The sequence below is a fragment of the Streptomyces minutiscleroticus genome, assembly GCF_014650875.1.
In the GTDB taxonomy this organism is placed as follows: domain Bacteria; phylum Actinomycetota; class Actinomycetes; order Streptomycetales; family Streptomycetaceae; genus Streptomyces; species Streptomyces minutiscleroticus.
On record NZ_BMVU01000001.1, the window covers coordinates 314427 to 328899 of the forward strand.

The 14473-nt window shown below is 75.1% G+C and carries 12 protein-coding genes, 1 tRNA gene and 1 pseudogene; 6 read left to right on the forward strand and 8 right to left on the reverse strand.

The annotated features are described in order from the left end of the window. Positions 1–13: 13 nt before the first annotated feature. Positions 14–751, reverse strand: coding sequence for a DUF4097 family beta strand repeat-containing protein (locus IE271_RS01240; protein WP_190188197.1), 738 nt, complete (start codon positions 749–751; stop codon positions 14–16). A 345-nt stretch (positions 752–1096) separates the two neighbouring features. Between IE271_RS01240 and IE271_RS01245 the strand changes: the two genes are divergently transcribed. Then, a tRNA-Val gene (locus IE271_RS01245) sits at positions 1097–1171 on the forward strand. Positions 1172–1657: 486 nt separating this feature from the next. Continuing rightward, positions 1658–2041 (forward strand): annotated as a pseudogene (locus IE271_RS01250) (VOC family protein). A 76-nt stretch (positions 2042–2117) separates the two neighbouring features. Here the strand turns inward: IE271_RS01250 and IE271_RS01255 are convergent. After that, positions 2118–2477, reverse strand: a complete 360-nt coding sequence (locus IE271_RS01255; RefSeq protein ID WP_190188198.1) for a DUF8825 domain-containing protein — start codon at positions 2475–2477, stop codon at positions 2118–2120. A 97-nt stretch (positions 2478–2574) separates the two neighbouring features. Here IE271_RS01255 and IE271_RS01260 point away from each other — a divergent pair, with 97 nt between their 5' ends. Further along, complete coding sequence (locus IE271_RS01260; RefSeq protein ID WP_190188199.1) at positions 2575–2802, forward strand: DUF2277 family protein; 228 nt, start codon at positions 2575–2577, stop codon at positions 2800–2802. A gap of 227 nt (positions 2803–3029) precedes the next feature. Here the strand turns inward: IE271_RS01260 and IE271_RS01265 are convergent, their stop codons facing one another. The 4 genes from IE271_RS01265 to IE271_RS01280 form a co-directional block, all read right to left on the reverse strand. Then, positions 3030–3647 (reverse strand): DedA family protein, encoded by a 618-nt coding sequence (locus IE271_RS01265; RefSeq protein ID WP_190188200.1) that lies wholly within the window; start codon positions 3645–3647, stop codon positions 3030–3032. A gap of 396 nt (positions 3648–4043) precedes the next feature. Continuing rightward, complete coding sequence (locus IE271_RS01270; RefSeq protein ID WP_190188201.1) at positions 4044–4478, reverse strand: DoxX family protein; 435 nt, start codon at positions 4476–4478, stop codon at positions 4044–4046. A gap of 341 nt (positions 4479–4819) precedes the next feature. Continuing rightward, positions 4820–6616, reverse strand: coding sequence for an alkaline phosphatase D family protein (locus IE271_RS01275; RefSeq protein WP_190188202.1), 1797 nt, complete (start codon positions 6614–6616; stop codon positions 4820–4822). A gap of 160 nt (positions 6617–6776) precedes the next feature. Then, complete coding sequence (locus tag IE271_RS01280; RefSeq protein ID WP_190188203.1) at positions 6777–7421, reverse strand: HNH endonuclease family protein; 645 nt, start codon at positions 7419–7421, stop codon at positions 6777–6779. 524 nt (positions 7422–7945) lie between these two features. Here IE271_RS01280 and IE271_RS01285 point away from each other — a divergent pair. After that, positions 7946–8620 (forward strand): HAD-IA family hydrolase, encoded by a 675-nt coding sequence (locus IE271_RS01285; protein WP_190188204.1) that lies wholly within the window; start codon positions 7946–7948, stop codon positions 8618–8620. Between the two features lie 179 nt (positions 8621–8799). On the opposite strand, the gene IE271_RS43230 is transcribed toward IE271_RS01285, so the two are convergent. Continuing rightward, positions 8800–9588, reverse strand: a complete 789-nt coding sequence (locus tag IE271_RS43230; protein ID WP_190188205.1) for a peptidoglycan-binding domain-containing protein — start codon at positions 9586–9588, stop codon at positions 8800–8802. A 1033-nt stretch (positions 9589–10621) separates the two neighbouring features. Between IE271_RS43230 and IE271_RS01295 the strand changes: the two genes are divergently transcribed. Next, positions 10622–12739 (forward strand): MDR family MFS transporter, encoded by a 2118-nt coding sequence (locus IE271_RS01295; protein WP_190188206.1) that lies wholly within the window; start codon positions 10622–10624, stop codon positions 12737–12739. A gap of 167 nt (positions 12740–12906) precedes the next feature. On the opposite strand, the gene IE271_RS01300 is transcribed toward IE271_RS01295, so the two are convergent. Next, complete coding sequence (locus tag IE271_RS01300) at positions 12907–13425, reverse strand: GNAT family N-acetyltransferase (protein WP_190188207.1); 519 nt, start codon at positions 13423–13425, stop codon at positions 12907–12909. 323 nt (positions 13426–13748) lie between these two features. On the opposite strand from IE271_RS01300, the gene IE271_RS01305 reads away from it, so the two are divergent. Then, positions 13749–14471, forward strand: a complete 723-nt coding sequence (locus tag IE271_RS01305) for a hypothetical protein (RefSeq protein ID WP_190188208.1) — start codon at positions 13749–13751, stop codon at positions 14469–14471. The last annotated feature ends 2 nt before the right edge of the window (positions 14472–14473 follow it).

Below are 14473 nucleotides of genomic sequence, written 5' to 3' on the forward strand. Positions count from 1 at the left end.
ACACACGGGTCGGTCAGTTCGCGCTCCGCACGGTGACTTCTCCGTCCTGGCTGCGGGCGGACACGACGTGGGCGCCGGTGGGATCGCGCGGCACGGACACGTCGACGGCCCCGTCGTCCGTCTCGGCCGTGACCCGGTAGACCGCCCGCACCCCGTCCCCGTCCTCGCGCGGCAGCTCGACGGTGACCGAGCCGTCGTCGCTGCCGGCCTCGACCCGGTCGGGCACGGCACGGAGCCCGAGCCGCACCGAACCGTCCCGGGTGCTCGCCCGCACCTGCCGCGACCCGACGCCGAGCGCCCTCACCGAACCGTCGTCGCTGCGCAGGTCCAGGGGCCCGGTGGAGTCCTCGACGGTGACGGAACCGTCCTCGGTACGGATACCGAGGGCCTCCTCGAAGCCGCTCGCGGTGACCCGGCCGTCCTTCTCCTCCACCTTCACGGCCACGCCGCGCGGCACCTCGATGCGGTGCCGGGCCGAGCAGTCGGCGACGAGGCCGTCGCACCTCACCCGCAGTACGAGCCGGTCGTCCCGCATCGCCCAGGTCACGCGCGGTTCACCGCCGGCCACGACGGAGCCCCGGAACCACCGGGTGACACGCACCTCGCGCACGTCGGCGGCGACGACGTCCAGCGCCGAGTCGTCGGAGTCGACGGTGAGCGTCGTGCCCTCGAGAGCGAAGGACCGCCGGTCGGGGTCCTTGTCGTCGTCGGCACTGGCGCACCCGACGGCGGCGAGGGCGACGGCGGTCACGAGACCGACGACGGCGAGATCCCGCGCCCGCCGGTTCCGCCGGCTCCGAGGGGCGGAGCCGCCCGGACGGACACGCCCCGCACGGGCCGCGGGAACGGTGAGGAACGCACGAGTCACAGAAATCTCCCCCAAGAACCAGGAACGGACGACGCCAGGACCCCGGACGCTTCCCCGGTCACCCGGGTCCTCCCACGCCTCCTGCCGCTCCTCGACCGTACGGACCGGGGGCCCGCCGCAGGATCCGGCACGCTCCCGGACCGGGGGTGGGGAAAACCCCCGCAGCTCACGGCCCGGTCACGGTTTGCGGGGGACTGCCCTCGGCCATGTAGGCTGTCCACTCGTCCCGGGCGCGTAGCTCAGCGGTAGAGCGCCGCCCTTACAAGGCGGATGTCGGCGGTTCGAAACCGTCCGCGCCCACCAGTGCCAGGACGCACTGAAGGCCCAGGCCGTCGGGGAACACCCGAAGATCTGGGCCTTCTTCGTTGTCGGCGGACCGGAGCCGCCGTGCCGCTTACGTGCCAGACGGGCCGTGCGGAGGCCGCTTCACCCGTGCTCCGCGGTGTGTGATCGGCGCCGCCACCGTCCTCGTCACCGCCTTCCGCCGCAGGGGCCGTCGCAAGCGGTTGCTCGCCGAACGCGGCGGCTCCGGCGGTGGCCGGCCCGCCGGCCCGCTCCGAGCCCCGGTGCCGGTCCCGGCCGGGAGCGAGGCGTCCGCCGGCGGCCCGGGCCTCGGCCGCGCCTCCGAGGCGGCCGGACAGGGACGCCGCGCCCAAGGCCGGTCGACTCCCGCCGAAGGAGCCGCAGGAGCAGTTCGCGAGGCCGAGCGGTCAGCCGCTGCACGGCCTTGGCCCCGGCGTTTCGAGCAGCTGTATGCGAAGCCCCGGCAGGCCCGGACCCGGCTGATGGGTGTGGAGTAGGAAACAGGTAATCGTTCACGCGGAAGACCCGGTGGCCCTGGGGCAGTAGTGGGTCGAGGCCCTCGGCTGGGTCGTGGTCCGTTCCTCCGACGAGGAGTTCGGGATCCGCCCGGAGCCGGACCGCCTGCCGGGGCCGGACTTCGTCCGGCTCGACGAGAGCAAGAAGGCCACGAGCCGGCTGCATCTCGACCTCGGGCCCGACGACCAGGACGCCGAGGCGGCCCGCCTCGGGCCGCATGGCGCGAAGCGCGTCGACATCGGCCGGGGCGAACAGTCGTGGGTGGTCATGGCGGACCCCGAAGGCGACGAGTTCTGCGGCCTCGGCCGATTTTCGGCTCGTATCCGCCGTTTCGTCGCCGCCGTGCCGCGGTGACGGCGGCCGGGAGAAGGGGCGGGCGGGAAGCAGGCGGGCGGCGCGGAGCGTCGGCAGCCCGGGGGCCCGGGCGCGGTCACGACGCGCTCTCCTCCGTCGGTTCCGCCGGCGGCGTCCCGTGGGCGTGCTTGAGGGTCATACGGGCGTCCACCTTGTCGGCGGCCGCGACCTCCGACCAGAAGCGATGGCAGGTCACGAAGACGGCCAGTTCGCGTTCGCGCTCGCGGAGCTTCTCCACCTCGGCCTGTTCGTCGGCGGTCCAGCCGGGGGAGGCGGGGCGCTCCACCCTGCGCCAGCCGTGGTCGTCGCTGAAGCCCTCCAGCGGCTCGACCGACCAGGGAAGCCGCTTCAGAAGGGCCAGGAGCTCCGCTCGGACCTGATGCAGCTCCTCCTGACCGGCCAGGAGATCACTAGGGAAGTCATACGTCGCTGCCACGGCCCAATGCTACGCCTGTTCGATTTTGGGATGCGAGTTCCTCCGGGCACTTCACACGTTCGTGTCAGCCCGTCCTCGGCAGGGGCACACTGGCCCTATGTGCCGCAGTATCAAGACACTTCGCCCGCCCGCGCTGCCCGCCGAGGCCACCGAGGAGGACGTCCGCGCCGCCGCCCTGCAGTACGTCCGCAAGGTGTCCGGCTTCCGCGCTCCCGCCGCCCACAACCGGGAGGCGTTCGACCGGGCCGTCGACGCCGTCGCCGCGGCGACGGCCCGACTGCTCGGTGATCTGGAGGTGCGGGGCGGACGCGCGCCCCGTACCTGAACCGGCCCCCGCCCGTCGCCGGCCCCGCCGTCCGGGCCGCCGCCGTGCCCGTTCCGCGGCCCGGTACCCACTCGCCCGTCCCACGGTCCGCCGCCGGTCCGCCCGTTCCGCGGCCCGCCGTCAGCCGGTGCTCGTGGACCGGCGTCGCCCGGTTCCGCGGTGCGACGCCGCTCGTCCGCGCCGCGTGGACCGGCGCCGCACCTGCCCGCGCGGCCCGGTGCCGCCGGCTACTTCTGCCGGGCCGGGCGCCGCACCATGTACGCCGCCCCGGCGCCCGCGCCGAACAGCGCCAGGACCGACACCCCCGTCGCCAGCCACGTGGCGCCCAGCCACTGGCCGCCGAAGTAGCCCAGGGCGACGCTGTACGCCGCCCAGGCCAGGCCCGCCAGGACCGACCAGGGCAGGAACTCGCGGACGCGGCGGTGCGCGGCGCCCGCGACGAGGGAGACGACCGAGCGGCCCGCCGGGGCGAACCGCGCGAGGACGACCAGGGCGCCGCCGCCGCGCGACAGGGCCGCGCCGAGGCGCTCCTGTGCGACCGTCAGGCGGCGGGAGCGGGCGATGGCGCGGTCCAGGCGCGCTCCGCCGCGCCGGGCCAGGCGGTACGCGACCATGTCGCCGAGGACCGAGGCGGTCGCCGCCGACAGCAGCAGCGCGAGGACGTCGGGTACGCAGCTCGTCACCTGTCCGGCCGCGGCGCCGGACCCCGCCGCGGCCGCCGTCGCCGCCGCGATGACGAGCACCCCGCTCGGCAGGACCGGAAGGAAGACGTCCAGCAGGACCGACGCGGCGACCACCGCGTAGATCCAAGGGCTGCCGGTCAGCGACCCCACACTCTCAAGCACCCGAACTCCTGTGAACTCCCCCGTGGACCGGACCCGTACTGCGGTGCCGCGACGTCGCGGGGGAGCGGCAGGGCGGCCTGTGACAGCCATACAGCGTACGCGTCGGGAGGTGCGGAAGGTTCGCAGGGGGATCGTGTGTTCGCCATGTCTCATTCACTCCGCGGTTCTCTTCACAGGAGGGTCCTGGTGTCCTCCGGCTTCCGCCTTCCGGCTTCCGCCTTTCGGCTTCTGTCCTTCGGCCTCTGTCCTCTTCGCGGGGAGTCCCGCTTTCCGTCGCGCGGGCGCTCTTCGCCTGTGCGCTCCTCGCGCGCCCTCCGCGGTGTCCTGCACATGCGGCGGCGCCCGCCCCCGGTGTGCGGGTGCGGGCGCCGTGCGAAAGGGGGCGCGGGGCCGGGGTCAGGCCGCCACGGGCTCCGAGGAGCGCTCCTGGACCGTGGACGAACGGTTCTTCGCGAACAGCTGGTCGAGGCCGAACGCGCCCGAGCCGGTGAACACGAGCAGCAGCAGGGCCCAGCAGAACATCGCGGAGGCCTCGCCGCCGTTCTCCATCGGCCACAGGGCCTCGGGCTGGTGGACCTTGAAGTACGCGTAGGCCATCGAGCCGGACGAGACGAACGCCGCGGCGCGGGTGGCGAGGCCGACCAGCACCAGGGCGCCGCCGACGAGTTCGATCACGCCCGCGTACCAGCTGGGCCAGGTGCCGGCCGCGACCTTCTGACCGCCCAGGACGCCGAAGAGCAGGGCGGCGCCGTGGCAGGTGAAGAGCAGTCCGACAACGATGCGGAACAGGCCGATGGCGTACGGCTGGGCGCTGTTGAGGCGTCCGGTCATGTGGGGGAACTCCTTCGGTCTCGGCCCGCGCGGGGCCGGTCGGGGACAACCGAGCGGGCGGCCAGGTTAGGCGAGCCTAAAACATGCTTGCAACTTCAACATTTAGCCAACGTTCCGCTTCCGCCCCGGGTTCCACCCCAGCCCCTGGAGTCCGGATTCCTCTCAGCGCGACCTCAATGGCGGCTCTGAGCTGCGGTGTTGATACGTCGGCCGATGCGGCCGAAATCCGCCATTGACTAGCGCATGTCATTCAATAGGTCACGTTCCGTCACACAGTTTTAACGGGCGATCAGGGCGGGGACGTCCTCGCGCTCCTGGTGTGACGTTCCCGCCCTCCCGTCTCAGGCCGACAGCCCGGTCCGCATGACCGTCTCCAGCCGGGTCGTCCCGTCGCGCGTGGCGCGGGCCTGTTCCAGCCGCAGTTCCGCCGCGCGGCCGCGCAGCGTCAGCGTCATCAGCTGGTTGCCGAACCAGGGCCCGCCCGTCTTGCGCCAGCGCACCGGCGGCGGGGCGCAGCGGCCGTGCCGGGCGATGCGGCGGCCGAGCGCGCGGCCGACGGCGCTCCAGCCGAAGCGGAACCCGAACCGCATCGACAGCGGAACGGAGTTGTGCACGGGGGAGCAGGTCAGCTGCAGCACGCGGGCGGAGGGGCCGCCCGCCCCCGGCGCTCTCGCCGCCTGCGAAGCGCCTGCCGTGTCCGCCGCGTTCACCACGCTCGCCACGTCCGCGGCGGTCGCCGCGCCCCTCGCTCCGTCGGTCGCGGGGGCCGTGCCGACCGCGTCCGCGGCCGTTCCGTCCGCCGCGTCCCCGGGCCAGGTGGCCTCCGCCACGTAGGCGTGGTGCACGTCCCCGGAGAGCACGCACACGGTCGCCGGCGCCTCCGGGCCGCTGCCCGCCTCGGCGATCAGGTCGGCCAGCCCGGCGAACGACTCCGGGAACGCCGCCCAGTGCTCCAGGTCGGCGGCCCGCCGCAGCTTCTCGCCGAAACCGGCCCAGCGCGCGCCCCGCTCACCACGGCACAGCGCCGCGTCCCACGCCTCGGCGTCGTGGATCAGGTGGGGCAGCAGCCAGGGCAGGGAGGCGCCGATCAGCAGGTGGTCGTAGGAGGAACGGTCCGCCAGCGCCTGCGCGCGCAGCCACTCCGCCTCGCCGGGGTCGAGCATCGAGCGCCTTTGCTCGTCCAGGACGCGAGCCGCCCGGTTGTCCACCATGAGCAGCCGTACGCGGCCGAAGTCGCGCCGGTAGCTCCAGCGCACCGAGGCGGGGTCGGTGTCGGCCCGCGACGCGAACTCCCGCAGGACGTCCGTGGCGTCGCCGTCGGATGCCGCGAGCACCTTCGCGTACGCGGGGTCGTCCGCGAGGTCCGCGGGGGAGAGGTTGCCCAGGTGCTGGTGGACCCAGTACGACATGAGGCCGCTGAGCACGCGCTCGCGCCACCACGGGGTGGCCCGCATGTCCTCCACCCAGGCGCCGCTGGTGTTCCAGTCGTCCATGACGTCGTGGTCGTCGAAGATCATGCAGGTCGGCACGGTGGACAGCAGCCAGCGGACCTCGGGGTCCAGCCACGACTCGTGGTACAGCCGGGTGTACTCCTCGTAGTCCGCGACCTGCTCGCCCGGCGGCTCGGAGAGGTCGCGGCGGCCGGCGAGCCAGCGCTGGACGTCCTCCGAGGTCTCGTCGGCGTAGACCTGGTCGCCCAGCAGGAGCAGGACGTCCGGGCGTTCGCCGTCCGGGTCCGCGGCGATGCGGCCGGCCAGCGTGTCCAGGGCGTCCGGGCCCACGGGGTCGTGGCCGTCGGCGGGCGGCGCGGCCCACCGGCAGGAGCCGAACGCGACCCGGACGTCCGCGCCGTCGCCGGCGGGCGTCCGGACGGCGGAGGGCGGGAAGGGCGAGTCGGGCAGCGGCCACACCGTCTCCCCGTCCAGCAGGACCTCGTACGCGGTCGACGTGCCCGGTGTCAGGCCGGTGACCGGTACCAGGGCGTAGTGGTGCCCGCAGACCTGGAAGGTGCGGGCCTCGCCGCGGGCGCCGTCCGCACAGCGCACCTCGGCGGTGCACGGACGGCCCGCCTCGACCCACACGGTCGCGGACGAGCCGTCGACGTACCTCAGGAGCGGCCCCAGCCGCAGCTCCGCCATGAGATCACCCTCTCTTTCGCACGTACGGTACGTAAGGAAGGGGCCCGGGGTGCGGATTCCCGCGGACCGGGCGGGAGCGGTCTCCCGTGGCAGTGCGGGCCGGGAGGCCGCCGTCGCCGGCCGGCGGCCCCCGGTCGCCCGGTGTCACCGGCGGAGGGTGTCAGCAGCCGTTGAGCACCGAGGTCAGCTTGGACTTCTCGGCCGAGTCCACCGACAGCTTGTAGTAGTACTTCACCTGGACCCAGGCGCGGACGTAGGTGCAGGCGTAGGCGGTGCGCGACGGCATCCACTCGGCCGGGTCCTGGTCGCCCTTCGCCTGGTTCACGTTGTCCGTGACCGCGATGAGCTGCGGGCGGGTGAGGTCGTTGGCGAACGCCTGACGCTGCGCGGTGGTCCACTTGCTCGCGCCGGAGTCCCACGCCTCCGCGAGCGGGACGACGTGGTCGATGTCGAGGTCGGACGCGGCGGTCCAGGTGGCGCCGTCGTACACCGAGTACCAGCTGCCGCTCGTGGAGGCGCAGGCCGAGTCGGTGACGACGTTGGAGCCGTCGCGCTTGAGGACCGTCTCGCGGGTGTTGCAGGCACCGCTGATGGTGATCCAGTGCGGGAACAGGTCGCGGTCGTAGCCGGTGCGGTTCTCGGTGGCCACGGTGAGCGACGCCAGGTACGTGCGCGCGGTGGCCGCGCTCACGGGGGTGGGGAGGGCGGCGGAGGCGGACGGGCCGGTGAAGAGTCCGGCGAGGGCTGCCGTTCCGGTGAGTCCGGCGAGTACGCTGAGTCGTCGACGCGCGTAGAACCTGGGCATGCGAACTCCCTTGGGGTGTGGGGACGTTGGCGGTGCGAGCGAGTGAAGGGTCGCGGCGCCGTATTTCCGGGGGGTGTGCGTCAGGTGAGAAGTTAGTGACGCGTCCATGACAGGACAAGAGTGCGCGGAAAGGTTTCACCCATGTGGTCACCGGGGTGGGGTGGTCGGGGTGGGTTTGTGTGGTGTCCGGGGCGGTCGGGGGCTGGTGGCTGACGGGCGGCGGTGGTGGCCGGTGGCCGGTGATCGGCGGTCGGGGACTCGTGGCCGGTTCGGCGGATGTAGGGGAATGCGCGTGCGGGCGGCGTCCGGGAAGGGGTGCCGGCGGGTGGGCCCTCGGGATGGCGGGGTGTTCCCGCGCCGTTCGCGTGCCGTTCGGCGGCCGCTCGACGGGGGCGGTGGCGTCATCGCGGGTTTGTTTTGTACCGTAGGGAAACAAAGTGGCTCCCGCCCGCACTCCCTGACCGGCGGGCGGGGCCGCCTTGTCCCCGGGCCAGCCGCCCGGCCACCTTCTCCGCCCTGGGAGCATGCCGATGCCGGCCACGACCGTTCTGACCGCCCGCGCCCTCCTCCTCGACATGGACGGCACCCTCGTGAACTCGGACGCCGTGGTGGAGCGCATCTGGCGCCGCTGGGCCGACCGGCACGGGCTGGACGGGGACGAGGTCATGAAGGTCGTCCACGGGCGGCAGGGGTACGCGTCGATGGCGGTCCTGCTGCCGGACCGGCCGATGGAGCAGAACCACGCCGACAACGCGCGCATGCTGGCCGAGGAGACCGCCGACATGGACGGCGTCGTGGCGATCCCCGGCGCCCCGGAGTTCCTCGCCTCCCTGCGGGGGTCCGGGCTGCCGCACGCGCTGGTGACCTCGGCCGACGTGCCGCTGTCCACGGCGCGGATGGCGGCGGCGGGCCTGCCGCTGCCGGACGTGCGCATGACCGCCGAGTCCGTGGGCGCGAGCAAGCCGGACCCCGAGGGCTTCCTGAAGGGGGCCGCCGAACTGGGCGTCGCCGCCGAGGACTGCATCGTCTTCGAGGACTCCGGCGCGGGCATCGCGGCCGGGCGCGCCGCGGGGATGCGCGTCGTCGGCGTCGGCCCGCGGGCCGGTCTCCACCGTCCCGACGTCCTGGTCGAGGACCTCACGCGGGTACGGGTCGAGGCAGCCGGGGACGGCACGATCCGCCTGCACGTGGAGCAGTAGCGGCAGCCGTTGCCGCACAGGGCGGGGCGGGAGCCGCGCGGTGGGCTCACGGCTCCCGCGCGGCGGGCCGCGCCGGGTGCCGGGACCGCGCCGGGCCGTGCTCCCCGCACGTCCCGGCCGCCTCAGGGCTCCCTGACCGCCTCAGGGCTCCCTGGCCGCCTCAGGGCTCCCTGGCCGCCTCAGGGCTCCCTCGTCTCCGCCTCCAGGCGCCGGCGGGTCTCCTCGCCGTACACCCCCGCCTCGTCGCCCCTGATACCGCGCGACCACTGGTAATCGCGTACGGCGTCGGCGACCCGGTCGCTGTAGCGGCCGTTCGCGTCGCCGTGGTAGAGCCACACCTGCCGCAGCCGCTGCTGCAGCTCGGCCACCTCGGGGCCCTGGTCGCCGCGCCGGAGGACCTGGACCGCCACCACGGTCGACGGGGTGGCGGAGGGTTCCGCCCGGTCGTCGGCGGGGGCGCTCGACGCGGCGCGGGACGGGGTGGCCGAGGAGGTCGGCGACGCCTCGGCGGACGCCGTCTCCGTGGGCGTCGGGTCGGCGCTCGCGCTCGCGGACGCCGACGCGGACGTCGGCGGCGCGGAGGACTCGGCGGCCGTCGGGGCGGCGGCCGAGGTGGTGGCGGCCGCGTCCGGCACGCTCGCGCGGATGTCGTCCGGATAGGCGCTGTCGCGCGTCGGCCCCTCGTAGGAGAGCAGGCCGCCCGCGAAGCCGGCCGCGGCGGCCACGACGACGGCGGCCCCCGCCCCGGCCAGCGCGAACCGCCGCCCGCGGCCCCTGCGCCCGGTGTGTTCCCCGCGGTCCCCCGCCGACGGGGCGAAGGACGGGACCGTGACCGGTTCGGCGACCTCGAAGAGGCGGACGTCGGAGGCGTTCGGCGGGGCGGCCGCCGGGGCCAGGGGAGCGGTGAGCGCGCCGGCGGCGGCCGGCGCCGCGCCGGGGGCCTGCGCCGCCGCAGGTGTGCCGGGCACCGGCTCCGCCGCCGTTCTCGCCGGGTCCGGCCCGGATGCCGGTCCCGATCCCAGGTCCGGTCCCGGTCCCGGTTCCGATCTCGGGTCCGGGGCTGCCGGTGCGGAGGCGTTCGCGGGGGTGGGGGCCGTGGGGGCGGGTGTGGCCACGGGCGGCTGCTCGGCCGCTGCAGCAGCCGCAGCCGCAGTCCCGATCGTATTCGCGGCCGCAGCCGCGCCCGCCCGTGCGTCCGCCTGCGCGGCCGTGGGCTCGGAGGCCGGCCGCAGGGCGGGCAGGGCCATGGTGGGGTGATCGGCGGCGGGCGGGGTGCCGCCGGGGGCTCCGGTCCCGTGCTGCCGCGCGGCGGCGGCCCCGGCCGTGGCTCCGGCTGCGGCGGCCGCGTCGCCCTGCGGGCCCGCCGCGGTGGCCGCGCCGCCGGTGGGGCCGGTGGGGCTGTTCGCGGTGGCCGCGGTGTCCTTCGGGGCGGCTGCGGTGGCGGCCGGTCCGCGGGAGCGGTCGGCCGTACCCGATGCCTCACCGGTTCCGGGTCCGGCTTCCGCTCCGGCCTCTGGAACCGCTCCGTCGGCGGCCCCGGTCCCTGGCCCGGTCGCGGCCCCGGTCCGGGCCGCGTTCCCCGCCTCGGCCCCGGCCCTTCCGGCCCCTCCGGGTGTCCCCGTGCCCTCCCCGTCCTGCCGGCCGGAGGCCGTGTCCAGGGCGACGTACGGCCGGATGCGGAGCGGGTCGAAGTCCTCGGCCGCGGCGGCCTCGGCCGTGCGGGCGTCTCTCAGCGCGTCGGCGACGCGTCGCGCGCAGGGACAGGTGGGTGTGCCGGCCGGCCCCCTGGCCGCGCCGCATTCCGGGCATACGTGCCCGCTCTCGCCGCTCACGCGTGGATCCCCTCCCCAGCGAACTGCAGCGATTATGCAGACATCCTCCACGGAATCTCCCGCCAACCCCCTGATTCGTCGATCACGCGCAGGATTCAACAGGCCATAAGCGGTCACACCGGCCAGGATGGAGAGGGGGCCCAAGTCGTCCGCGGCACGGGAGGTCGCCATGGCGCACGAAGCGCACGGTTCACCGGTACGGCGGACCCACGGCCCGCCGACGCGGGAGGCCCGCGGCTCGCACGTCCCGCGCTCGCGGCGGACGGCCCCGGGCGCCGTCCCCGAACGCGCGCCGGGTGTCCTCGTCCCCATCGGCGCCCTGCTCCTCGGCCTGCTGCTGGCCGCCCTGGACCAGACGATCGTGGCGACCGCGCTGCCGACCGTCGTCAGCGAGCTGGGCGGCCTGGACCACCTTTCCTGGGTCGTCACCGCGTACCTGCTCGCCTCGACGGCGGTCACCCCGCTGTGGGGCAAGCTCGGCGACCAGTACGGGCGCAAGCGGCTCTTCCAGGCCGCGATCGTGCTCTTCCTGATCGGGTCGGCGCTCTGCGGGGCCGCGCGGAACATGCCGGAGCTCATCGCCTTCCGGGCGGTGCAGGGGCTGGGCGGCGGCGGGCTCATCGTGCTGTCCATGGCGATCGTCGGCGACCTGGTCCCGCCGCGCGAGCGAGGCCGCTACCAGGGGCTGTTCGGGGCCGCCTTCGGTGCGGCCAGCGTGCTCGGGCCGCTGCTGGGCGGGCTGTTCACGGAGCACCTGAGCTGGCGCTGGGTCTTCTACGTCAACCTCCCCCTGGGCGCCGTCGCGCTCGTCGTCGTGGCCGTCGCCCTGCGCATCCCGGCCCGCGCCCGCCGGCACACCATCGACTACCTCGGGACGCTCCTGATCGCGGCCGTCGCCACCTGCCTGGTGCTCGTCGCCTCCCTCGGCGGCACCACCTGGGCCTGGGGCTCGCCGCAGGTGATCGGGCTCGCGGTGCTCGGCGCCGTCCTCGCGGCGGCCTTCGCGGCGGTGGAGCGGCGGGCGGCCGAGCCCGTGCTGCCGCCGAAGCTGTTCCGGATCCGGACCTTCGTCCTGGCCGCGGTCATCGGCTTCGTCGTGGGCTTCGCGATGTTCGGGGCGATGACGTACCTGCCGACGTTCCTCCAGGTCGTCCACGGGGTCTCGCCGACCATGTCCGGGGTGCACATGCTGCCGATGGTGCTCGGCCTGCTGCTCGCCTCGACCGGCTCCGGGCAGATCGTCAGCCGGACCGGCCGCTGGAAGGCGTTCCCGATCGCGGGCACGGCCGTCACCACGGTCGGCCTGCTCCTGCTGCACCGGCTCGACGAGGGCAGCTCGACGGCCCTGATGAGCGCGTACTTCTTCGTCTTCGGCGTCGGACTCGGACTGGTCATGCAGGTGCTCGTGCTCGTCGTGCAGAACGCCGTCTCCTACGAGGACCTCGGCGTCGCCACCTCCGGGGTGACCTTCTTCCGGTCCATCGGCGCCTCGTTCGGCGTCGCCGTCTTCGGGACGGTCTTCGCGAACCGCCTCGGCGACGAGCTGCGCGGCGCGTTCGGCGGCCGCGCGCTGCCCGGCGGCGTCACGGCCGGCACGCTGGAGACGGACCCGCGCGGCATCGCCCTGCTGCCGCCGTTCCTGCGGCCGCCCGCCCTGCACGCGTACTCCTCCGCGATCACCGACGTCTTCCTGTACGCCGCCCCGGTCGCGCTGCTCGGCTTCCTGCTGGCCTGGTTCCTGCGCGAGGACCGGCTGCGCGGCGCGGTCCGGGCGCCCGACGTCGGGGAGGCGCTGCCCGCCGGACCGGTGGACCGGTCCTCGTACGACGAGGTGTCCCGGGTGCTGTCCGTGCTCGGCTCGCGGGAGGGGCGCCGGAGGGTCTACGAGGACATCACCGCGCGGGCCGGGTACGACCTGCTGCCCGCGGCGAGCTGGCTGCTGCTGCGGACCCGGCGCTGCGGCCGCGAGGAGCCGGCCTTCCTCGCCGAGCGCGGCCGCGTGCCGCTGGACGTGATCATGGCGGCGGTCCGGCAGGCCGAGGAGCGGGGGCTGGCCCGGCGCGAGGGGCTCGGCCTCGTCCTGACGGAGCGGGGGAGCGAGGCGGCGGACCGGCTCGCCCGGGCGCGCGAGGAGTCGCTGGCCGGGCTGCTCGGCGACTGGTGGGCCCCGGACCGGCCCGCCGAGCTGTCCGAACTGGTCGGGGAGCTCAACGCGCAGCTGTGCGGCTGCGACGCGGAGCGGCCCCACGAGCGCTCCGGGGCGAGGCGGCACAGCAGGGCGGCGTGACGCGCCCCGGCGGCGCGTGAGGGGCGGGGAACGGGAAGGGGAGGGGAGGGAAGGGGAGGAGTGGGAAAGGGCCGGGCGAGCCGGAAGGCGGAGAAGCCGGAAGGGGAGGGACTGCCGGCGGCCACGGGGTCCTGGAGCCGGCCGGTCACGGGGTCTCGGGCCGGTGGTCACAGGTCCTTGGCGAACCAGTGCTCCGCGTACACGTCGTCGTTGTGCGGTTCCGTCTCCACGTAGCCGTGGCGGGCGTACAGGGCGCGGGCCTCCACCAGGTCGTGACGGGTGTCGAGGACCAGCCGGACGGCGCCGAGAGCGCGCGCGGCCTCCTCGGCCGCCGCGAGGAGGGCCGCCCCGCCGCCCCGGCCGCGCAGCTCCTCGCGGACGAAGACCCGCTTCAGCTCCCCCTCGACGCGGCCCGTGCCGCCGGTCCGCAGCCGGACGCCCGCCGTGCCGCCCGGCTCGCCCCCGTACCGCGCGACGAGCAGCACCCCGCCGGGCGGGGCGAGGTCGTCGCCGGACTCGGCGGCGATCCCGCGCTCCAGCTCGGCGGGGTCGGTCGCGCGGCCCTCGTGCAGCCGGTACCAGCGGTCGCTCACCTCGGTGTAGTACGCGCGCCAGAGCGCGGTCGCGGCCGGGGAGTCGTGGGCCTCGGCGGCGACGGTCCAGGACCTGGTCGTACGGGTCGTCATGGCGGGCATTGTCGGCGGGCGCACCGTGCCGTCCGCAAGTGGATTCGGACGGCCGCCCGCGAGCGGGCCGCGTGAAGTCGGCCGATGCGCACGGGACTTGTGCGGGGCCCCGGGAAACGGTGCGGCGGTGTGCGGGAGCGCAGCGGGGGTCTTCTGCGCGCGCCGGGTGCAACCGCCGTGCGCGGCTTGCGAGTTCGGTAGCGGGGCGCCCGCGACCGGTGCCGTTTGAGGGGCGGTTCGCGGGCAACCCGAAGTGCACCGAACCAGTGAAACTCTGGGCCGCACGGCCCATGGTGACGAGAATCCGGAAGGCATCCGAATCCATGTCCACAGGCGTGATCATTCTTTTGATCGTGATCGTGGCAGTCGTTCTCGCCGTCGCGGCCATGCTCGTCGTGCGGTCCCGCTCCCACGAGGGCGGCCGGGGCCTGAAGCGGCGTTTCGGGCCCGAGTACGACCGGGCCGTGGCCCACCACGACGGTGACACGAAAGCTGCCGAACGAGAGCTCGCCGAGCGCGTGAAGACGTACGGCTCGCTGGAGCTGCGGCCACTGGAGGCGGCCGAGCGCGAGCGCTTCGCGGCCCGCTGGACGGCCGCGCAGGAGCGGTTCGTCGACGCGCCGCGCGAGGCCGTCGTCGAGGCCGACCGGCTGATCGGGGAGGTGGCCGCCGCGCGCGGCTTCCCGGAGGGCGGGAGCTACGCCGACCAGCTCTCCGCGCTGTCGGTGCACCACGCGCGCACCGTCCACGGCTACCGCCGCGTCCACCGCGTCGCCCACCCGCCGATGGACGCCGCGGCCGAGGCCCGCGCCGACGCGACCGGCGCCGCCGATCCCTCCGGCACGGAGGACCTGCGCGAGGCCATGGTGGAGGCCCGCGCGCTCTTCGAGGACCTGATGGCTCCGGACCGCCGGGGCGACGGCGCGGCGCGGCGCGAGCACGCCGGGCACGGCGCCGGCCGCCGCGAGTCCGCCGCACCGGACCGCGGCCGTTCCCGGGCCCCGTGGGACGGCGCTCTGAACCGACGTCACGTGAAGGGGAGTTGAGC